Source organism: Pseudomonas sp. ZS1P83 (genome assembly GCF_054897825.1).
Genome location: NZ_CM142706.1, coordinates 5,648,290 through 5,668,493, shown reverse-complemented (window position 1 = coordinate 5,668,493; position 20,204 = coordinate 5,648,290). Strand labels below are relative to the sequence as shown.

The following is a 20,204-nucleotide window of genomic DNA, read 5'->3' as shown; positions in this document are numbered from 1 at the left end:
CAGCCAAATCCACTTTGACTTGTATCAGAAACCGCGTGGCCTCCCTGGCCTCAGACACCCAGCAATCGGGATAAAACCCGCCCGTAGATAGCGGATTAAAGCTGCTGCATCATCTTGCGCACGCCGGCCACATGGCGTCGGCTGACGATCAGGGCATCGCCGTTCAAGCCTTTGAGGAACAGCTGAAAATGCCCCAGAGGCGTGCGTTGCAGGCGTTCGATGCGTTCGCGGGCGACCAGCGCGTTGCGGTGGATGCGCACGAAGCGGTCGCCAAATTCATCTTCAAGTGCCTTGAGCGGCTCATCCAGCAGCACTTCGCCGCCTTCGTGGCGCAAGGTCACGTATTTGTGATCCGCAATGAAGTAGACCACCTGACCCAACGGGATCAGTTCGATACCTTTACGGGTACGGGCGCTGATGTGACTGCGTGGGCCGCTGCCACTCTCGGCGGCGGGACGGGTCAGGGCCGCGAGCTGGACGCGATTGGGCCGCTCGGCTTGTTTTAACGCTTCATGCAATTGTTCTGTACGCACAGGTTTCACCAGATAGCCTACGGCGCTGGCCTGTAAGGCTTCCACGGCAAATTCATCGGGCCCTGCGCAGAACACCACGGCGGGCGGGGTTTCGCGTTCGCACAATCGTGCAGCCACTTGCAGGCCATCGAGGCCCGGCATGCGGATATCGAGCAGCACGATATCCGGTTTGTGGCTGTCGATCAGTGCCAACGCCTCTTCGCCGTTCGTGGCGCTAGGCTCCAGGACACTGTATCCCTCGAGTTCGCCAACCATTCGGCTCAGGCGCTCGCGGGCCAGGGGTTCGTCATCAACGATCAGGACATTCATATTGCGCTGGATTCCTGCGTGAGTCTCGCACAAGGATAGCGTAGACAGGTGAAGTGACGTCCGTCACCGCGATCCACGCTAAGACTAGCGCGAAGGCCAAAAAGTGCCGCGCGACCGACGGCTAAATTTTCATCTGCCTGGCGATTGGCGGCACAGGCCCGCGCTGGCCAAGCATTGCCGTAGGGTTTGTTGATACACAATATGAACACCCCCTCTTCTTATAGTCAGTTGCAGCGCCTGGAAGTGCGCTGATCCACCTGTCCTACTGTCCAACTGTAGACGGTTGCCGGCACGATATTGCTCAATTGAAAAATATCGTTGCGCAATTCCCCGAGGCGCTGGCTCGAGTATGGACCGCAGCATGAGAAAAAAACGTGTCGACCAGTGTCAGCGACAGGATTGGCAACCCTGTTATTATCCGCGACAGCTTTCAACGCCATCTTTCTTCAGCCGATACGAGCGAATTCATGAGCACTGACAAGACCAATCAGTCCTGGGGCGGCCGCTTCAGTGAACCCGTCGACGCCTTCGTCGCCCGCTTCACCGCCTCCGTCACTTTCGACCAGCGCCTGTATCGTCACGACATCATGGGCTCGATCGCTCACGCCACGATGCTGGCCAAGGTCGGCGTGCTGACCGATGCCGAGCGCGACAGCATCACCGATGGCCTGAAGACCATCCAGGGTGAAATCGAGGCCGGCCAGTTCGACTGGCGCATCGACCTGGAAGACGTGCACATGAACATCGAGGCGCGTCTGACCGACCGCATCGGCGTGACCGGTAAGAAGCTGCACACCGGCCGCAGCCGCAACGACCAGGTCGCCACCGACATCCGTTTGTGGCTGCGTGATGAGATCGACCTGATCCTGAGCGAAATCACCCGCCTGCAAAAAGGCTTGCTGGAGCAGGCCGAGCGCGAAGCCGGCAGCATCATGCCGGGCTTCACTCACCTGCAAACCGCGCAGCCGGTGACCTTCGGGCACCACATGCTGGCCTGGTTCGAAATGCTCAGCCGCGACTACGAGCGCCTGGTCGATTGCCGCAAACGTACCAATCGCATGCCACTGGGCAGCGCTGCACTGGCGGGCACCACCTACCCGATCGACCGCGAATTCACCGCCCAACTCTTGGGCTTCGACGCTGTTGGCGGTAACTCGCTGGACAACGTTTCCGATCGCGATTTCGCCATAGAGTTCTGCTCGGCCGCGAGCATCGCGATGATGCACTTGTCGCGCTTTTCCGAAGAGCTGGTGCTGTGGACGAGTGCCCAGTTCCAGTTCATCGATCTGCCAGACCGTTTCTGCACCGGCAGCTCGATCATGCCGCAAAAGAAAAACCCGGACGTGCCGGAGCTGGTGCGTGGCAAGACTGGCCGCGTATTCGGCGCACTGATGGGCCTGCTGACCCTGATGAAAGGCCAGCCACTGGCCTACAACAAGGACAACCAGGAAGACAAGGAGCCGCTGTTCGACGCCGCCGACACGTTGCGTGACTCGTTGCGGGCCTTTGCTGACATGATCCCGGCAATCAAACCCAAACACGCGATGATGCGCGAAGCGGCACTGCGCGGTTTCTCCACCGCCACTGACCTGGCCGACTATCTGGTTCGTCGCGGCCTGCCGTTCCGTGACTGCCACGAAATCGTTGGCCATGCCGTGAAGTACGGCGTGGAAAGCGGGAAAGACTTGGCGGAAATGAGCCTGGAAGAGCTGCGCAAGTTCAGCGACCAGATCGATCAGGATGTGTTCGCCGTGTTGACGCTGGAAGGCTCGGTAAATGCCCGAGACCATATCGGCGGGACCGCGCCGGCGCAGGTCAAGAAGGCTGTGGCTCGCGGCCAGGCATTGCTCGCCAGCCGCTAAACCGTCAAAAGCATCGCGGGCAAGCCTTGCTCCTACGAATTCGCGTCGATCACACAACTGTGGCACGACGTGAGATTTGTAGGAGCAAGGTTTGCCCGCGATGACATTCACAAGAACGCTACACAATCTACTTCTTGGAAGCGACCATCGCTATAAACGCTGGCATCGCTGCTTCCTTGTCCTGGGCAATCCGCTGCACATGCGGGTTCTGCTCCAGACGCTGCAGCAACGCCTTCGCCGCTGGCATCTCGGCCAACAGATCGATACCGAACAGCTTCTGCCCGACTGCACAAGCCAGCGGCACGCTGTAAAGGAAATACAAATCCGCAATGCTCAGGCTGTCACCTGCCACATAAGGGGCGAACCTGCCGTGCCTGCCCAGTGAGGAAAACCCCAGCAGCAACTCGGCTTTGGTCTTGTCCTTGATCGCCTCCGGCACGGTCATGCCGAAAAATGCTTCGGTGTAGCAGGCGCGCCCCGGCAGTTCGATGTACAGCTCGATTTCCTTGGCCAGCGCCAAGACCTGCGACCGCTCAAAGGGATCGCTCGGCAACAGCGGCGTGCCTTTCTGGCTTTGTTCGAGGTATTCGAGAATCACGCTGGTTTCGTTGACGAAACCCTGTTCGACGCCCAGCACCGGCACCTTCCCGCGCGGGCTGATGGCGAACGCTTCGGCGCTCGGTCCTGGGTAAAACAGTACTTCTTCAAACGGCAGTCCCTTCTCCAGCAGCGCCAGCTTGACCATGTTGTAGTAGTTGCTGACGGAAAATCCATAAAGCTTGAGCATCACTTAGCCTCCAGGCCGTGCAGGGGTTGGCAGCACCCTTTATAGAACGCCGAGGTGCTTCTTGCCAGCAGCATCACACTGCTGAATACAGGTAAACTGACCGCCTTTCCTTGAGGAGCCTGCCATGAGTGAACCAACCCCCAATAACAACCAAGACGACATCGACGAAGAAGAGTTCGCCGAAAACACCCTGATCGAAGCCATCGAAAACCAGATTGAAAGCGACAACCCGCCGGCCGCCAAGGCGACCTTCAACAAGCTGACATTGGTGGGTTACGAGCGTGAAGAAATCCTCAATCTGATGGCCCACGTTCTGGCAGTAGAAATCGACGCAATCCTCGAAGAAGACCGCGCGTTCAACACTGAATGGTATGAAACTGCGTTGCGTGCATTGCCAGAGTTGCCACCGGAAAAGAAATGATCCCCGCTTCTCGTAGGAGCGAGTACTGGACATGCCGCACAAGTGAGATCACCTTAGGGGCGCTGTCGTCCAATTCCTAGAAAGTCTGGAGTCCTTATGTCGCTTACCCCTGAGTTGGTTGCCGAACTGGAAATCCTCGCACTCTTCAACCTGGACAGTTCCCAGGAAGGTTTGAAAATTCATCAGACCGCTGCCCCGAAAGCCATTGCCGCCGCCCAAAGACTGTTCGACAAAGAACTGATCACCCAGCCAGATGGTGGTTATCTGACCAGTCTGGGTCGTGACGCCGCGCAAAATGTGCAAACCGTTCTGACCATTCTCAACGTACGGGAAACTGCCTGAGCATTACCGCAGAGCATTACCGCAGCGCCCACGGAAACCCCTGCTACGGGATTTCCGCGGGCTCACTCTGTTACCCGCCGTCGCCCCGCGATAAAAATCTGACGCCAGAAAAACAAAATCAGCTTAAAAGTCCCAGGGCCGAAGCGCTAAACTGCCCCTCATTCTGAGACCCCCCACGTCCGAGCCCCGCGAGCCGGTTTGAGCTGACATGACCCGCACCCATGAAATCCGCCCCGATCTGGACGAGGGAATCGACCGCAAGGTTCTCAGCCAACTGCGCGCACGTTTTCTGAAGCTCAACGAAGGCCGCATGGCTCGCGCCATGGAAGGGTTGTCGACCCGTCAGCAAGCGGTGCTGACCCTGTTGCCGCTGTTTTTCCACGTCAATCATCCGCTGTTGCCGGGATACGTTTCGGGCGGTACGCCAGCCGGGCTGTCGAATTACGAACCAGACGCCAACGCCCTCGCCGAAGCCCAACGCCTGACTCGCTCGTTTTCCTATAAGCCCCGCCACGGCAGCAATCCGCCGCGACCGATTCACGGCCTGTTCCTGATGGGCAGTCTCGGCACCCTGGCCCAGGCCGACCAGAGCGACATGGACGTGTGGGTTTGTCACGGGCCGGACTTGAGCGAAAACGAGCTCACTGAGCTGCGCAAAAAATGCCAGCTCCTCGAAGTCTGGGCTACCAGCCAAGGCGCTGAGGCGCATTTCTTCCTGATCGACCCGACCCGTTTCGTACGCGGCGAACGTGATACGCAACTGAGCTCGGAAGACTGCGGCACCACCCAGCACTATCTGCTGCTGGACGAGTTCTATCGCACCGCGATCTGGCTGGCCGGCCGCACACCCATTTGGTGGCTGGTGCCCGTCTACGAAGAGGCAAGTTACGACCGGTACACCCACACGCTGATGTCCAAGCGCTTCATCCGTGCCGACGAAACCCTGGACCTGGGGCATCTGGCCTATATCCCACCCGGCGAGTTCATTGGTGCCGGGCTCTGGCAGTTGTTCAAGGGCATCGAATCGCCTTACAAATCGGTGCTCAAACTGCTGCTGACCGAGGTCTATGCCAGCGAACACCCCAAAGTCCATTGCCTGAGCCTGCGCTTCAAGCAAGCGGTGTTTGCCAATAGGCTCGACCTTGATGAGTTGGACCCGTACGTCGTGGTCTACCGGCGCATCGAGGAATACCTCACCGCCCGTGGCGAGCCGGAACGGCTGGAGCTGGTACGCCGGGCGTTGTACCTGAAGGTCAACCGCAAACTCACCGGCAGCAGCAGTCGCACTCAGAGCTGGCAGCGTTCGCTGCTCGAACGCCTGGCCCTCGAATGGCACTGGGATCAGCGTCAACTGGCCCTGCTCGATAGCCGCAGCCAGTGGAAAGTCCGCCAGGTCAGCGCTGAACGCAGGGCCTTGGTCAACGAGCTCAATTACAGCTACCGCTTCCTGACCCAGTTCGCCCGTAACGAACAGACTGCCAGCCTGATCAACAAACGCGACCTCAACGTGCTGGGTCGGCGGCTGTACGCGGCGTTCGAGCGCAAGGCCGACAAGGTCGAGTTCATCAACCCTGGCATCGCCCCGGATCTGGCCGAAGACACCCTCACGCTGGTGCAAGCGCCGAACAAAAAAGAATCGGGTCAACCTCAGTGGGGTTTGTACAACGGCAGCCTGACGGCCCTGGAGTGGCAGCATTTCGCACCGATCAAGCGCAGTCGCCAATTGCTGGAACTGCTGACCTGGTGTCACCGCAATGGTGTGATCGACAGCAGCACTCGCCTGGCCTTGCATCCCGGCAGCAGCGACCTGAGCGAGTTTGAACTGTTCAACCTGCTCGGCAGCCTGCAACAGAGCATCGTCCTGCCGCTGACAACTGTCGCCGAAGAACCGTTACTGCGCGCCAGTGTGCCGAGCGAAGTGCTGATTCTGGTGAATGTCGGTGTCGATCCTCTCAAGCACCACCGCGACCTGAACATCCTGATGACCACCGAGCGCACCGATTCCTTGAGCTACGCCGGCGTTCGGGAAAACCTGGTGCTGACGCTGGATCAGGTCACGCTTAATAGTTGGAACGAAGTGCTGGTCAGCCGCTTCAACGGCCCCCACGCGCTGCTCGACTGCGTGCGCGATTACCTCAACAACCTGCCCAGCGGGCTACAACAACCCAAGTTACGAGTGCGTTGCTTCTGCCACAACCGCGCACAGTTCATCGCCCAGCGGGTCGAAGAAATCCTCGATACCGCGCAGAACCTGCTGTTGAGCAAACTCAATCATCGCTACCTGATTCAGGTCCAGCAGCACTACCACGTGCTGGAACTGGTACCCGGACAAGTCAATCATGTCGCCCTCGCCACGCTGCCGGCGCTGGTCGATTATTTGGGCGAAGAGCTGGCAAGCTACAGCCCGCTGCACCTGGACCCGATGGCACTGGAAGATCAAGACCTGGCGCTGGTCCTGCCAATGGGTCAGCCCGACTGCATTCAGGTGTTCTACCGGATCAATGAATACCACGCCGACCTGTACGTACTGGATGAACTCAATGCCCTGTGGCAGCAGCGTTTGCCCTACCACGACGAGCAAAGCCTGCTGGTGCCATTGCAACGTTTCCTGCAATCGCTCCAATACCGGCGCGACGCATTGCTGTCGATGGATGTCGCCCAGCCGCTGAGCCTGGACACCTTGTATTACCAACTGCTGCCATCCGGCCCCGTACGGGCACGTCGGGTCGAAGCTCGGCCAGCGCCGCAAACCCCGGTCAACAAACCGTTCTACGACGTGCAGGCGATTGTCGGCAAAGCCGCACCGGGAAAGGTGCAGGTCACGTTGTATTGCAATCAGCGGGAGTTTTCAGCGTTGGAGCATGGCGACCAACTGTTCAGCGTTGTCGCCCGGGAAATCGTCGAGCAACGCCGTGAGACCGAACGCTATCGCTGCTACATCACCGACCTGGAACTGTCGGGCCTGCTCGGTGATGGGCAGAACTCAAGCAATCTGTATTTGCGCTACAAGGCCGACCTGGAGCGCGCATTGAACGAGGCGCTCGAGCAAGTCTGAGGGGACATCATTCCGGGAAAGCACCACCATTGGCAGGCTGCGATTCGACTTCCAGCAGGGTCAGCTTGAGGGTCTTGCCGCCCGGAGCCGGCCAGTCGATGTGCTGACCAACCTTCAAGCCGAGCAAGGCACTGCCCACTGGCGCCAGAATGGAAATCTTGCCTTCGTCGGCATTGGCGTCCTTCGGGTAAACCAGCGTCAGGTGATAGTCCTTGCCGCTGATTTCTTCACGGCAATGCACACGGGAGTTCATGGTCACGACATCGGCTGGCACCTCTTCGTGACCGACCAGGGTATCGGCGCGGTCCAGTTCGGTTTGCAGCGCGATCACGCCCGGCAGCGTGTCATCCAGGCTGTCGATCAGGCGTTCCAGACGTTGAACGTCCAGACGGGTAAGGGTGATTGAAGGTGCGGTCATGATTTGGGCAGACTCCTTTCTTCTGCACAGAAAAAGCAAAACCCCGCCAGAAAAAGGCGGGGTTTTCACGAGCCTCGATGGGTTGAGGCGTACCCGGACACTATCACAGCTCAAAAAATATACAAGCCGGGGGCGGACACCGCCCTCAAGACTTTACAGAGAACCACTGTGTGGTTAATACAGGGAACCATTGTGGCGAGGGGATTTATCCCCGTTCGGCTGCGAAGCAGCCGCGAAACCGGAGAACGGGGCCGCTTCGCGACCCATCGGGGATAAATCCCCTCGCCACAAAATCCCCTCGGCACAATCAGGGATCAGATAACTGATTTACGTTGAAGGGCCTGCGTGCAGATGACACGACGCCGATCATCATCGGCCGAGCGCCATTCGCGGATGTCTTCGACAGGGCGAAAACACCCAAGGCAGACCTTCTGCTCGTCCAGCCGACACACACCGCTGCACGGCGAAGGCACCGCCGGGCTGACATTGCTGTAGAGCGGTTTGGGCGGACGAACGGGCGCAGGCTGGGTCACGATCTCACAGACCTTCGAAATCGAGTTCGACGCCAGCTTGCTGCTTGACGATGCGCTCAAGCATCTCGCCCAATTGCTCTTCGCTCTTGTCGCACATCCAGCGCTCGCTCTCTTCGTCGTAATCGAAGTGGAACCCGCCGGACACCGCCGCCAGCCACAACTGCCGCAGTGGCTCCTGGCGGCTGAAGATCAACTGGCTGCCGTTTTCGAACTTGACGGTGAGCACACCGGCCGAGCTCTCCAGATCAATATCCAGGTCACTTTCGTCAAAAACATCCTCCAGCGTCTGCTGGGTGGCATCGACCAGATCGTGGAAACGGGCTTCAGTCAAACTCATTGCGGGAACCTCAAAAAGTGTCTACTCACGCTCAAGCGCCGCAAGATACGGGCGAGCCCCGGTGATTGCAAAGGATAACGACCAAGGGCCGATATAGGTACATCAAACGCTGTACCTGTGGGAGCGGGCTTGCTCGCGATATAGGTAGTCCGTCGACATTTATGCTGACTGACACGGCCCCTTCGCGAGCAAGCCCGCTCCCACAGGGATTGCATCTGGCTGGCCGACATCGGCCCAAGCCCCGCCGGACGGGAGCCCCGTCGCATAGGCAAGCTGCCGGGTGGCCGGTATACTCCGGCGCAATTAACGCATTTTCAAGGATTTCGCCATGAAGCGCCTGATCTCTTCCCTTGCTGCGCTCGCTTCGCTCGTCGCTTTTACCTGCTTACTATCGGCCTGTGGTCAAAAAGGCCCACTGTACCTGCCCGATGACGACCAGGATCCTGCCGAGCAGGCCAAGTCGTCGCAAAAGCAGCCTGTTTCCAAAGCACACAAGCACGACGTCTACCAATAAGGGAACGCCATGGACGCTTTTAACTACCGTGACGGCGAACTGTTCGCGGAAGGTGTTGCCCTGTCTGCCATCGCCGAACGCTTTGGCACACCGACTTACGTCTACTCCCGTGCGCACATCGAAGCCCAGTACCTGGCTTTTGCCGATGCACTGGCCGGCATGCCGCACCTGGTCTGCTTTGCGGTCAAGGCCAACTCCAACCTGGGTGTACTGAATGTCCTGGCGCGTCTTGGCGCCGGTTTTGACATCGTCTCCCGTGGTGAGCTGGAACGCGTACTGGCCGCTGGCGGCAGCGCCGACAAGATCGTGTTCTCCGGTGTCGGCAAGACCCGTGACGACATGCGTCGTGCCCTGGAAGTCGGCGTGCACTGCTTCAACGTCGAATCCACCGATGAGCTGGAACGTCTGCAAGTCGTCGCCGCCGAGCTGGGCGTTCGTGCGCCGATCTCGCTGCGCGTGAACCCGGATGTCGACGCCGGTACCCACCCGTACATTTCCACCGGTCTTAAAGAAAACAAGTTCGGCATCGCCATCGCCGACGCCGAAGACGTGTACATCCGTGCCGCCCAACTGCCTAACCTGGAAGTCGTCGGCGTCGATTGTCACATCGGTTCGCAACTGACCACGCTGCCGCCGTTCATCGATGCCCTCGACCGCCTGCTGGGCCTGGTCGACCGTCTCGGCGATTGCGGCATTTACCTGCGCCACATCGATCTCGGTGGTGGTTTGGGCGTGCGTTATCGCGATGAAGAGCCGCCATTGGCTGCCGACTACATCAAAGCCGTGCGCGAGCGCCTCGACGGTCGTGACCTGGCGCTGGTGTTCGAGCCGGGCCGCTTTATCGTCGCCAACGCCGGCGTGTTGCTGACCCAGGTCGAGTACCTCAAGCACACTGAACACAAAGACTTCGCCATCGTCGACGCGGCCATGAACGACCTGATCCGCCCGGCGCTGTACCAGGCCTGGATGGACGTCACTGCCGTGCGCCCGCGCAATACCGCTGCCCGTGCCTACGACATCGTCGGGCCGATCTGCGAGACCGGCGACTTCCTGGCCAAGGACCGTCAGTTGGCCCTGGAAGAAGGCGATCTGCTGGCCGTGCATTCGGCCGGTGCCTACGGGTTTGTCATGAGTTCCAACTACAACACCCGCGGTCGTGCTGCTGAAGTGTTGGTGGACGGTGATCAGGCATTTGAAGTGCGTCGCCGTGAGACGGTAGCCGAGTTGTTTGCTGGCGAAAGCCTGCTGCCGGAGTAAAACCATGCTGCTGCGTTTTACCAAGATGCACGGCCTGGGCAATGACTTCATGGTCCTCGACCTGGTCAGCCAGCATGCGCACATCCTGCCCAAACACGCCAAGCAATGGGGCGATCGGCATACGGGTATCGGTTTCGACCAGTTGCTGATCGTCGAAGCGCCCAGCAACCCGGATGTGGATTTTCGCTATCGGATCTTCAACGCCGATGGCTCCGAAGTGGAACAGTGCGGCAACGGTGCGCGCTGCTTCGCGCGCTTCGTGCTCGACAAGCGCCTGACCGCGAAACGGCTGATCCGCGTCGAAACCAAAAGTGGCATCATCGAACTGGATATCCGCAGCGACGGGCAGATCGGTGTCAACATGGGCGCACCGCGCCTGGTACCGGCCGACATTCCGTTCGACACGCCGGAACAGGCCCTGAGTTATCAGGTTGACGTCGACGGCACTGCGGTCGAACTGGCCGCCGTGTCCATGGGCAACCCCCATGCCGTGCTGCGGGTCAGCGATATCAACAACGCGCCGGTGCATGAACTGGGGCCGAAAATCGAAAACCATCCGCGCTTCCCGGCGAGGGTCAATGTCGGTTTTCTCCAGGTCATCGACCGCAACCGTGCGCAGTTGCGCGTCTGGGAACGCGGGGCCGGGGAAACCCAGGCGTGCGGAACCGGCGCTTGCGCTGCCGCAGTGGCCGCGATCAGCCAGGGGTGGATGGATTCGCCGCTATTGATCGACCTGCCCGGCGGGCGTTTGTCCATTGAATGGGCAGGCCCTGGCCAACCGGTCATGATGACCGGCCCGGCAGTCCGCGTATATGAAGGACAAGTGCGTCTTTGAGTGAGCTAAATCCATGACCGACAAGCCCCTGGTTCCCGCCCTGCAGCCCGACGAATCCCCTTCCGAAAGCCTTGAGGCGGCGGCGATTGCCGCGTACCTGGAGGCTCATCCGGATTTCTTCGTCGAGCATGAAGAACTGCTCGCGACCTTGCGCATTCCGCACCAGCGTGGCGACACCATTTCGCTGGTCGAACGCCAGATGACCATCCTGCGCGACCGCAATATCGAGTTGCGTCATCGCCTCTCGCACTTGATGGACGTGGCCCGCGACAACGACCGCCTCTTCGACAAGACCCGCCGCCTGATTCTCGCGCTGATGGACGCCACCAGCCTGGAAGATGTGGTGATCAGCGTCGAAGACAGTCTGCGCCAGGACTTCCAGGTGCCCTTCGTCAGCCTGATTCTGTTGGGTGACAATCCCATGCCGGTGGGCCGTTGGGTGACTCATGCCGACGCGCAAACCGCCATCGGCGGTTTGCTCTCTGAAGATAAAAGCGTCAGCGGCAGCCTGCGTGAACACGAACTGGACTTCCTGTTTGGCGAAGAACAGCGCAAGCAGATTGGTTCCACCGCCGTCGTCGCCATCAGCTACCAGGGCATCCACGGCGTCCTGGCCATCGCCAGCCGCGACCCGCAGCACTACAAGAGTTCGGTGGGCACGCTGTTCCTCAGTTACATCGCCGAAGTGATGGGCCGCGTGCTGCCGCGGGTCAACAGCTCCCTGCGCTCGGTACGCTGACCATGGAACGGCAACTGGACGCTTACTGCGAACACTTGCGCAGTGAGCGACAGGTGTCGCCCCATACGCTGTACGCCTACCGCCGCGACCTCGACAAAGTGCTGGGCTGGTGTGTTAAACAGAACATCAGCAGTTGGGCGGCCCTGGATATCCAGCGCCTGCGCAGCCTGATCGCACGCCTGCATTCACAGGGTCAATCGTCCCGCAGCCTGGCGCGGTTGCTGTCGGCAGTACGTGGGCTCTATCACTACCTGAACCGCGAAGGCCTTTGCGATCACGACCCGGCCAACGGCCTGGCGCCGCCGAAGGGCGAACGTCGGCTGCCAAAAACCCTCGACACCGACCGCGCACTGCAACTGCTTGAGGGCGCGGTGGAAGATGATTTCCTGGCGCGTCGGGATCAGGCGATTCTGGAGCTGTTCTATTCCTCAGGCTTGCGGCTGTCGGAACTGACCGGGCTCAATCTGGATCAGCTGGACTTGGCCGATGGCATGGTTCAAGTGCTCGGCAAGGGCAGCAAGACCCGACTGCTGCCGGTCGGCAAGAAAGCACGCGAAGCGCTGGAGTTGTGGCTGCCACTACGGTCCATGACCAACCCGGCGGACGACGCGGTGTTTGTCAGCCAGCAAGGCCGGCGCCTTGGCCCACGGGCGATTCAGGTGCGGGTTAAAGCCGCTGGCGAGCGCGAATTGGGACAGAACCTGCATCCGCACATGCTGCGACACTCCTTCGCCAGCCATTTGCTGGAGTCCTCCCAGGACTTGCGGGCGGTTCAGGAATTACTCGGTCACTCGGACATCAAAACCACTCAGATCTACACCCACCTGGACTTCCAGCACCTGGCGACGGTTTACGACAGCGCCCATCCAAGGGCCAAACGCATCAAAGGCGATGAGTCATGAGAATCCAATTGATCACCTTCGACCTTGACGACACCCTGTGGGACACCGCCCCGGTGATCGTCAGCGCCGAAGCCGTATTGCGTGAATGGCTGACCGAGCATGCACCGAATCTGGGCGCCGTGCCGGTAGAGCATTTGTGGGCGATTCGCGAGCGGATCCTCAGCAGCGAACCCAGCCTCAAGCACCGCATCAGCGCCCTGCGCCGCCGAGTCTTGTTCCACGCGCTGGAAGAGGCCGGTTACGACCAGGGTCAGGCCTCAGACCTGGCCGATCAGAGTTTTGAGGTGTTTCTGCATGCTCGGCATCAGCTGGAAATCTTCCCGGAGGTGCAACCGACCCTGGAGGCTCTGGCCAATCACTACGCTCTCGGCGTGGTCACCAACGGCAATGCCGATGTGCGCCGGTTAGGGCTGGCAGATTACTTCAAGTTTGCCTTGTGCGCCGAAGACATCGGCATCGGCAAGCCGGATGCGCGACTGTTTCATGAGGCGTTGCAACGGGGTGGTGCGACGGCTGAAACGGCCGTGCATATCGGCGATCATCCGGGTGACGATATTGCCGGCGCCCAGCAGGCGGGATTGCGGGCGATCTGGTTTAACCCGGCGGGCAAGGTGTGGGAAGCGCAGAAGGCGCCGGATGCCGAGATTCGCAGTTTGACCGAGTTGCCGGCGTTGTTGGCGCGGTGGAATGCGGCTTCGTAGCGGCTTCGAAATCGCCTTCGCGGGCAAGCCTCGCTCCTACAGGATTTACATCGATCACATACCCTGTAGGAGCGAGGCTTGCCCGCGAAGCTTTTGGCCTCTTTATCCACGCCCATGAAAAAGCCCGCAGCGACGGCGGGCTTTTTCAGCAAGCAAGCTGCAGGCGCTTAGATAGGCCGGCTGCCGTACTTGTTGTCAGGCTTCTTGGGAGGATCGGCGACCACATTGGCCTCCACTTCCTGCACCCTCCCGCCTTTGGCCAGGAACTCTTCCATGGCTCGCGCCAGAGCATCACGCTCCTTGTTTTTCGCTTCGACGCTCGGCAGCTCATCGACCGATACCGCTGCCTTGGCTTTGCCTTTGGCGGTCGGAACGGGCGCTTCACCGCCATCGTCTTCAGCGACGTCGTCCGTCGCTGCTTCCAGACCTTCTTCGGTTTCGTCGTCGCCTACTTCGAGGTCGTCGTTTTCCAGATCATCGTCGCTCATGTTCTACCTCATGACTTGCGAAAAGCAGATTAGTTATAGCCCAGCTTCGCCATCTGTCGACGACTGCTGGAAAAAATTCAACCGCCATTGGTGACCAACGGCTTATGCCCCTTCACCGTGCACGGTGGCGAGGACTTTACGGGCACCGCCATGATCACGGTGCTCGCCCAGATAAACGCCTTGCCAGGTTCCCAGCGCCAGTCGGCCTGCCGAAATCGGCAAACTGAGCTGACAGCCAAGTACGCTGGCCTTGAAGTGCGCCGGGAGGTCGTCCAGGCCTTCGTCGTTATGCTCATAGCCGTCTGCTCCTTGTGGGATCAGACGATTGAAAAATCGTTCGAAGTCGCGACGTACCGCCGGATCGGCGTTCTCGTTGATGGTCAACGACGCCGAGGTATGCTGCAGCCACAAATGCAACAGACCGACCCGACACGCCATGATTTCAGGCAGGCCGGCGAGTAATTCGTCCGTTACCAGATGAAAGCCCCGGGGCCTCGCCCGCAGGGTAATCAGAGTCTGTTGCCACATACAGTTCTCCGCACGTTCGGGGCGCATTCTAGCGCGCTCAGGGAAAAAACAAAGGCCCTAATATTCCTTCAATCATGTAAGCCATTGGCCGCAGAAAAGCGCCCGTCGTAAACGCCACTAAACGTGTACGAAAAAACCTTTCAGCAGTTCCTTCAATGACAAACTCCAGACAAAAAAATGCCCGGCAAGCCGGGCAAGTTTTTTTGTGCGCGTACTTACAAGTTGTAGCCGCGTTCGTTGTGGAGTGCCAGATCGATGCCGACCGCCTCTTCTTCCTCAGTGATACGCAGACCCATAACGGCGTCCAGGACCTTGAGGATGAGGAAGGTGGCGATCGCGGTGTAGATCACCGTAAAGCCCACGCCTTTGCACTGAATCCAGACTTGTGCGGCGATGTCGGTGACCGTGCCGAAGCCGCCCAGCGATGGTGCAGCGAAGACACCAGTCAGGATCGCGCCGAGGATACCGCCGATACCGTGTACACCGAAGGCATCCAGGGAGTCGTCATAGCCGAGTTTGCGTTTCAGGGTGGTAGCGCAGAAGAAGCACACCACGCCGGCTGCCAAACCAATGACCAGAGCGCCCATCGGACCCACGGTGCCAGCGGCTGGCGTGATTGCAACCAGACCGGCCACAACACCCGAAGCGATACCCAGAGCACTTGGTTTGCCGTGAGTGATCCACTCGGCGAACATCCAGCCCAATGCTGCGGCGGCGGTTGCAATCTGGGTCACCAGCATCGCCATACCGGCAGTGCCGTTGGCCGCAGCAGCGGAACCGGCGTTGAAGCCGAACCAGCCAACCCATAGCATTGCAGCGCCCATCAGGGTGTAACCGAGGTTGTGCGGCGCCATCGGGGTCGTCGGGAAGCCTTTGCGCTTGCCCAGTACCAGGCAGGCAATCAGACCGGCCACACCGGCGTTGATGTGCACCACGGTGCCACCGGCGAAGTCCAGCACGCCCCAATCCCACAACAGGCCGCCGTTACCGGACCAGACCATGTGCGCGATCGGTGCGTAAACCAGGGTGAACCAGACGCCCATGAAGATCAGCATGGCGGAGAACTTCATCCGCTCGGCGAAGGCGCCGACGATCAGTGCAGGGGTGATGATGGCGAACGTCATCTGGAAGGTGATGAACACCGCTTCAGGGAACAGAGCCGCAGGGCCGGTCAGGCTCGCTGGCGTGACACCGGCGAGGAAGGCCTTGCCCATGCCTCCGAAGAACGAGTTGAAGTTGATGACGCCCTGTTCCATGCCGGTGGTGTCGAACGCGATGCTGTAGCCATAAATGACCCACAGAATGCTGATCAGACCGGTAATGGCAAAGCACTGCATCATCACGCTAAGAATGTTTTTGGAGCGAACCATGCCGCCGTAGAACAGCGCGAGGCCGGGAATGGTCATGAACAGCACAAGGGCTGTCGAGGTCATCATCCAGGCAGTGTCGCCGGAGTTAAGGACTGGGGCCGCCACTTCGTCTGCCGCCATGGCCAGGCCGGGCATTACGAGGGACAACAGGGCTCCTAGCCCTGCGAATTTACGCAGAGTCATTTTGTTTTCTCCTGGGGCGTTGGGTTTGTGGCGGCTTAGATTGCGTCGGTATCGGTTTCGCCGGTACGGATGCGAATCGCCTGTTCCAGATTGACCACGAAGATCTTGCCGTCACCGATCTTGCCGGTGTTGGCAGCCTTGGTTATCGCCTCGATAACCCGGTCAAGATCCTTGTCGTCAATGGCGACGTCGATCTTCACCTTTGGCAGGAAATCGACCACGTATTCCGCGCCGCGATACAGCTCGGTGTGACCCTTCTGCCGACCGAAGCCTTTGACTTCAGTAACGGTAATGCCCTGCACGCCGATCTCGGACAGCGACTCGCGTACGTCGTCCAGTTTGAACGGCTTGATGATGGCAGTGACTAGCTTCATGAAAACTCTCTCCCGAATTGGTGGACTTGCCCCAGGAAAACAAACCCGACTCAAGTCTAAGCGCAGTGCCTGGCTTTGTAACGCATCGTCGGCCTTACCTGCCCGTCCGACGCCTGCTAACCACTCCGCACGAAACACTTCCCCCCGTTCCGCTTGGCGCACTGCATTCGTCACAGCGACTGCATCAGTGCATGGGTCACTACCGACTAAGCAGAAAGCTTGCCATCTCGCCAAAACCCACTGATTTCAGGCCGTTGGCCGCTGCCGCAAGCTGCTTCTCGCCCATAGCCCGACGGATACGCACAACAACAGTGCGCGGCCGTCCGTCCGCATGCGCGAAAAGCGTGCACCCCTGACTGCGAGAATGACTATAGACACTGCGTGATACACTGCCCGCCATTGTTGACAGGACATTTCCCATGCTCGCGCCCAAAGACTTCCTCGATGCCCTGAGCGGCACCGCCTCCCGCCTCTTCAGCGGCGACACCCCACTGCCGAAAAGCGAAATCGAAAGCCAGTTCAAGGCATTGCTGCAAAGCGGCTTCAGCAAGCTGGATCTGGTGAGCCGGGAAGAGTTTGATAGCCAGATGGTCGTGCTGGCACGGACGCGGGCACGGTTGGAAAGTCTTGAGGCGAAGGTGGCGGAGTTGGAAGCGAAGCTGGATCCGCCTGCCGAGTAAAAACGCATATCCCACTTTGAAACCCAATCCACTGTGGGAGCGAGCCTGCTCGCGAAAAGGTCGGAACGACCTTCAGATTTACCTGTAGGAGCTGCCGCAGGTTGCGATCTTTCGATCTTCAGCCTCGCAAAAATCCAGGCAACGTCCTACAAAAATCACACCGCCGTCCGATTGCGTCGTAAGGCCTCCAGTTTCTATGCTCATCCCCAGCTGAATGTTCAGCTCTGGGTTTGGCGACCCGGAAGACCCCGACGCACCGCGACCACATTCGACCGAGGAATTTGTTCCCATCTCGAATTATGGCGGCTATGCGTGGGAGACCTTCGGGTCTGCCGGTTTTCGGGCGTCACCGGTTCGCCAACCCGCGCATGGCTGCCACCCTTTTCGTTTGGCGACGATCAGAGGCAGTTTTCTTCATTTGATCCCGAGAATTGCACCATGGACGAAAACTATTTAATACCCCAAGTCTTCACTCGCCACAAACTCCACCTCCACGCCCTTCTAATAGAAAACCAACCCTGGTTCAGCGCCCGCGATCTCGGCCGTCTCCTGCGCCTCTACCTCGACGACCGCGCCGTCCGAAAACTAGACCCCGACCAACGCCAATCAGCGCAAATGCTCATCCACGGCAGTATCCAAAACATCCTGCTGATCAGCGAATCCGGCGTCTACGCACTACTGGTCTACCACTACTGCCCCGAATACCGAGGCTTGCGCGAATGGTTGACTCACGAAGTCGTCCCCACACTGCGAGACGTTCAGCAACACACCTCAACCGAACGCCCACAACTGAGCCTGCTCAATTGGCCGGACATGTCGTTGAGTCTGTTGCACTGGAATAACCAGCCGTGGATTCGGCTGCAGGATGTTCCGCAACTGTTGCCGACTGATGAGCAGGCACAACGTGCGGTCAACGTGCCGTGGTGGAAGAAAGCTTCGCGAGCGCTGCAGTTGCTTTAAGCACTCACCCACGCCCGATTTCGACGCAACGCAGATCGTAGGTCGATTGCAGATTCAACCAAAATTCGGGCGTGGTGTTCAGGTGGAGCGATAGCTTCTTGGCGAGGTCAGGATTGACCGCTCTGGCCTGCGCCACCAGCTCACTCACTTCAACCTCGAACATACATAACTGGCACGTAAGATCAGCCACCGTAGCGCCCAACGGCTCAAGAAACTCCTTTTCAAGGATTTCTCCGGGATGAATCGGCCGCATTCCATTAGTGTTCATTTCCCCTCCTGAGGGCTTAATCTGCTGCGATCATAATCAGCGCGCTCTAGCACACAAGAGCGCCCTCGCACTTTCGCCGACGTCCTTCATGTATCTCGGCACAGTCCTACAAAAACCAGCTTCCATGTAGCGGATTGCACTCGATATCAGCTCCGACGTAACCTTTGTAGCAGCTGGCGCAGCCTGCGTTCAGCTGCTAAAGGTCGTGCGCTCCAGCAACATCTTGCGAAGGTTTCCCTCCTCTCCGGCCTGACTCCACGACTACCCTTCAAAAAACCGCAGGAAGCGGTCTCGTCAGCTCAAGGAATGATCATGTCTCTGGCCATCGTCCACAGCCGCGCCCAGATTGGCGTGGAGGCGCCCGTCGTCACCGTAGAAGTTCATCTGGCCAACGGCTTGCCATCGCTGACAATGGTCGGTTTACCTGAAGCGGCAGTGAAGGAAAGCAAGGATCGAGTACGCAGTGCGATCATCAACTCAGGCCTGCAATTTCCAGCACGCCGCATCACCTTGAATCTTGCGCCCGCCGACTTACCAAAAGACGGCGGACGCTTCGATCTGGCGATTGCCCTTGGGATTTTGGCGGCCAGCGTGCAGGTGCCGACGTTGACGCTGGATGACGTGGAGTGTCTGGGAGAGCTGGCGCTCTCAGGCGCCGTGCGGGCAGTTCGGGGGGTGTTGCCAGCAGCGCTGGCAGCACGCAAGGCCGGTCGCTCGTTGATGGTGCCCCGGGCGAATGCCGAGGAAGCGTGCCTGGCATCAGGGTTGAAGGTGATTGCGGTAGATCATCTGCTGGAAGCGGTTGCGCATTTCAATGGCCACACGCCGGTTGAGCCCTATGTCTCCAACGGGCTGCTCTACGCCAACAAGCCCTATCCCGATTTGAATGAGGTGCAGGGCCAACTCGCGGCCAAGCGTGCGTTGCTGATTGCGGCGGCAGGAGCTCATAACCTGTTGTTCAGCGGTCCACCGGGAACAGGAAAAACCCTGTTGGCGAGCCGTTTACCTGGGCTTTTACCGCCACTGGCGGAGAGCGAGGCGCTGGAAGTAGCGGCGATTCAATCGGTCGCTAGCTGCGTGCCGCTGAGCCATTGGCCGCAGCGACCGTTTCGCCAGCCCCATCACTCCGCCTCAGGTGCGGCGCTGGTAGGCGGCGGTTCGAAACCGCAACCCGGCGAAATCACTCTCGCCCACCATGGCGTTCTATTTCTGGACGAGCTGCCGGAGTTTGATCGCAAAGTATTGGAGGTTTTGAGAGAGCCACTGGAGTCCGGGCACATCGTGATTGCCCGCGCCCGTGACCGCGTACGATTCCCGGCGCGATTCCAATTGGTTGCCGCGATGAACCCCTGCCCCTGTGGATATCTTGGCGAGCCGAGCGGCCGCTGCTCTTGTACGCCGGACATGGTCCAGCGCTACCGCAACAAACTGTCGGGCCCACTGCTGGATCGCATCGACTTGCACCTGACTGTCGCAAGGGAAGCTACGGCTTTAAATCCAGCATTGAAGGCAGGTGACGACACGGCCACTGCCGCCGTTCTGGTCGCCGATGCACGAGAACGGCAACACAAACGCCAGGGCTGCGCGAACGCCTTCCTCGACCTGTCAGGCCTGCGCCGTCATTGCAACTTATCCACAACTGACGAAACCTGGCTGGAAACTGCCTGTGAACGACTGACCTTGTCGCTGAGGTCAGCCCATCGACTGCTCAAAGTGGCGCGCACACTGGCGGACCTTGAGCAAGTCGATGGCATCACCCGTGAGCATCTGGCCGAAGCACTGCAATACCGGCCGACCACTAACTAGCA

Annotated in this window: 23 protein-coding genes and 1 pseudogene; 13 read left to right on the top strand and 11 right to left on the bottom strand. The window is 59.4% G+C overall.

Annotated elements, in window-relative coordinates; all coding sequences use genetic code 11:
* Window positions 1-95: 95 nt before the first annotated feature.
* A complete protein-coding gene (locus tag ACYZT0_RS26580) occupies window positions 96-842 on the bottom strand; it encodes a LytR/AlgR family response regulator transcription factor (protein ID WP_461967094.1) in 747 nt (248 codons plus the stop codon).
* Window positions 839-952 (bottom strand): annotated as a pseudogene (locus ACYZT0_RS26575) (sensor histidine kinase); the annotation flags it as partial. The pseudogene ACYZT0_RS26575 and the gene ACYZT0_RS26580, both read right to left, overlap by 4 nt.
* A 357-nt stretch (window positions 953-1,309) precedes the next feature.
* On the opposite strand from ACYZT0_RS26575, the gene argH reads away from it, so the two are divergent.
* Entirely contained in the window at window positions 1,310-2,704 is a 1,395-nt protein-coding gene (gene argH / locus ACYZT0_RS26570) for an argininosuccinate lyase (RefSeq protein ID WP_010465079.1), read from the top strand.
* Between the two features lie 127 nt (window positions 2,705-2,831).
* Here the strand turns inward: argH and ACYZT0_RS26565 are convergent, their stop codons facing one another.
* A complete protein-coding gene (locus tag ACYZT0_RS26565) occupies window positions 2,832-3,491 on the bottom strand; it encodes a glutathione S-transferase family protein (RefSeq protein ID WP_462043688.1) in 660 nt (219 codons plus the stop codon).
* A 124-nt stretch (window positions 3,492-3,615) separates the two neighbouring features.
* Between ACYZT0_RS26565 and ACYZT0_RS26560 the strand changes: the two genes are divergently transcribed.
* The 3 genes from ACYZT0_RS26560 to ACYZT0_RS26550 all read left to right on the top strand — a co-directional run bounded on the left by ACYZT0_RS26560 (window position 3,616) and on the right by ACYZT0_RS26550 (window position 7,309).
* The gene (locus ACYZT0_RS26560) at window positions 3,616-3,912 is read left to right on the top strand and encodes a hypothetical protein (RefSeq protein ID WP_462043687.1); all 297 of its coding nucleotides are present in this window, start codon (window positions 3,616-3,618) and stop codon (window positions 3,910-3,912) included.
* A 96-nt stretch (window positions 3,913-4,008) separates the two neighbouring features.
* Window positions 4,009-4,254: a TIGR02647 family protein gene (locus ACYZT0_RS26555; protein ID WP_008150272.1), complete on the top strand. Its 246-nt coding sequence runs from the start codon at window positions 4,009-4,011 to the stop codon at window positions 4,252-4,254.
* Window positions 4,255-4,462: 208 nt separating this feature from the next.
* Window positions 4,463-7,309 (top strand): class I adenylate cyclase, encoded by a 2,847-nt coding sequence (locus ACYZT0_RS26550; protein WP_462043686.1) that lies wholly within the window; start codon window positions 4,463-4,465, stop codon window positions 7,307-7,309.
* Between the two features lie 7 nt (window positions 7,310-7,316).
* Here the strand turns inward: ACYZT0_RS26550 and rnk are convergent, their stop codons facing one another.
* The 3 genes from rnk to cyaY all read right to left on the bottom strand — a co-directional run bounded on the left by rnk (window position 7,317) and on the right by cyaY (window position 8,597).
* Window positions 7,317-7,727, bottom strand: a complete 411-nt coding sequence (gene rnk, locus ACYZT0_RS26545) for a nucleoside diphosphate kinase regulator (RefSeq protein WP_461975358.1) — start codon at window positions 7,725-7,727, stop codon at window positions 7,317-7,319.
* A 314-nt stretch (window positions 7,728-8,041) separates the two neighbouring features.
* Window positions 8,042-8,260, bottom strand: coding sequence for a DUF1289 domain-containing protein (locus tag ACYZT0_RS26540; RefSeq protein ID WP_462043685.1), 219 nt, complete (start codon window positions 8,258-8,260; stop codon window positions 8,042-8,044).
* A gap of 4 nt (window positions 8,261-8,264) precedes the next feature.
* Window positions 8,265-8,597 (bottom strand): iron donor protein CyaY, encoded by a 333-nt coding sequence (gene cyaY / locus ACYZT0_RS26535; protein ID WP_462036855.1) that lies wholly within the window; start codon window positions 8,595-8,597, stop codon window positions 8,265-8,267.
* A 328-nt stretch (window positions 8,598-8,925) separates the two neighbouring features.
* Here cyaY and lptM point away from each other — a divergent pair, with 328 nt between their 5' ends.
* The 6 genes from lptM to ACYZT0_RS26505 are packed head-to-tail and all read left to right on the top strand — an operon-like array spanning window position 8,926 to window position 13,545.
* Complete coding sequence (lptM, locus tag ACYZT0_RS26530) at window positions 8,926-9,111, top strand: LPS translocon maturation chaperone LptM (RefSeq protein ID WP_462043684.1); 186 nt, start codon at window positions 8,926-8,928, stop codon at window positions 9,109-9,111.
* Between the two features lie 9 nt (window positions 9,112-9,120).
* Window positions 9,121-10,368: a diaminopimelate decarboxylase gene (gene lysA, locus ACYZT0_RS26525; protein WP_462043683.1), complete on the top strand. Its 1,248-nt coding sequence runs from the start codon at window positions 9,121-9,123 to the stop codon at window positions 10,366-10,368.
* 4 nt (window positions 10,369-10,372) lie between these two features.
* On the top strand, window positions 10,373-11,203 hold the full coding sequence (dapF, locus tag ACYZT0_RS26520) for a diaminopimelate epimerase (RefSeq protein WP_462043682.1): 831 nt from the start codon (window positions 10,373-10,375) through the stop codon (window positions 11,201-11,203).
* Between the two features lie 13 nt (window positions 11,204-11,216).
* Window positions 11,217-11,942, top strand: a complete 726-nt coding sequence (locus ACYZT0_RS26515; protein ID WP_462043681.1) for a DUF484 family protein — start codon at window positions 11,217-11,219, stop codon at window positions 11,940-11,942.
* Window positions 11,943-11,944: 2 nt separating this feature from the next.
* Window positions 11,945-12,844, top strand: coding sequence for a tyrosine recombinase XerC (gene xerC / locus ACYZT0_RS26510; RefSeq protein WP_462043680.1), 900 nt, complete (start codon window positions 11,945-11,947; stop codon window positions 12,842-12,844).
* Entirely contained in the window at window positions 12,841-13,545 is a 705-nt protein-coding gene (locus ACYZT0_RS26505; protein WP_462043679.1) for an HAD family hydrolase, read from the top strand. Before xerC ends, ACYZT0_RS26505 begins: the two co-directional genes overlap by 4 nt.
* A 167-nt stretch (window positions 13,546-13,712) precedes the next feature.
* Here ACYZT0_RS26505 and sutA read toward each other — a convergent pair whose 3' ends face one another.
* The 4 genes from sutA to glnK all read right to left on the bottom strand — a co-directional run bounded on the left by sutA (window position 13,713) and on the right by glnK (window position 16,488).
* Window positions 13,713-14,033, bottom strand: coding sequence for a transcriptional regulator SutA (gene sutA / locus ACYZT0_RS26500; protein ID WP_462043678.1), 321 nt, complete (start codon window positions 14,031-14,033; stop codon window positions 13,713-13,715).
* A 102-nt stretch (window positions 14,034-14,135) separates the two neighbouring features.
* On the bottom strand, window positions 14,136-14,561 hold the full coding sequence (locus ACYZT0_RS26495; protein ID WP_462043677.1) for a secondary thiamine-phosphate synthase enzyme YjbQ: 426 nt from the start codon (window positions 14,559-14,561) through the stop codon (window positions 14,136-14,138).
* A 215-nt stretch (window positions 14,562-14,776) separates the two neighbouring features.
* The gene (locus ACYZT0_RS26490; protein WP_462043676.1) at window positions 14,777-16,114 is read right to left on the bottom strand and encodes an ammonium transporter; all 1,338 of its coding nucleotides are present in this window, start codon (window positions 16,112-16,114) and stop codon (window positions 14,777-14,779) included.
* Between the two features lie 35 nt (window positions 16,115-16,149).
* A complete protein-coding gene (gene glnK, locus ACYZT0_RS26485) occupies window positions 16,150-16,488 on the bottom strand; it encodes a P-II family nitrogen regulator (RefSeq protein WP_002555808.1) in 339 nt (112 codons plus the stop codon).
* Between the two features lie 419 nt (window positions 16,489-16,907).
* On the opposite strand from glnK, the gene ACYZT0_RS26480 reads away from it, so the two are divergent.
* Both ACYZT0_RS26480 and ACYZT0_RS26475 read left to right on the top strand, forming a co-directional pair.
* Window positions 16,908-17,168 (top strand): accessory factor UbiK family protein, encoded by a 261-nt coding sequence (locus ACYZT0_RS26480; RefSeq protein ID WP_462043675.1) that lies wholly within the window; start codon window positions 16,908-16,910, stop codon window positions 17,166-17,168.
* A gap of 438 nt (window positions 17,169-17,606) precedes the next feature.
* Window positions 17,607-18,128 (top strand): BRO-N domain-containing protein, encoded by a 522-nt coding sequence (locus ACYZT0_RS26475; RefSeq protein WP_462043674.1) that lies wholly within the window; start codon window positions 17,607-17,609, stop codon window positions 18,126-18,128.
* A gap of 4 nt (window positions 18,129-18,132) precedes the next feature.
* Here ACYZT0_RS26475 and ACYZT0_RS26470 read toward each other — a convergent pair whose 3' ends face one another.
* Window positions 18,133-18,396, bottom strand: coding sequence for a HigA family addiction module antitoxin (locus tag ACYZT0_RS26470; protein ID WP_462043673.1), 264 nt, complete (start codon window positions 18,394-18,396; stop codon window positions 18,133-18,135).
* A 312-nt stretch (window positions 18,397-18,708) separates the two neighbouring features.
* On the opposite strand from ACYZT0_RS26470, the gene ACYZT0_RS26465 reads away from it, so the two are divergent.
* Entirely contained in the window at window positions 18,709-20,202 is a 1,494-nt protein-coding gene (locus ACYZT0_RS26465; RefSeq protein ID WP_462043672.1) for a YifB family Mg chelatase-like AAA ATPase, read from the top strand.
* Window positions 20,203-20,204: the final 2 nt, after the last annotated feature.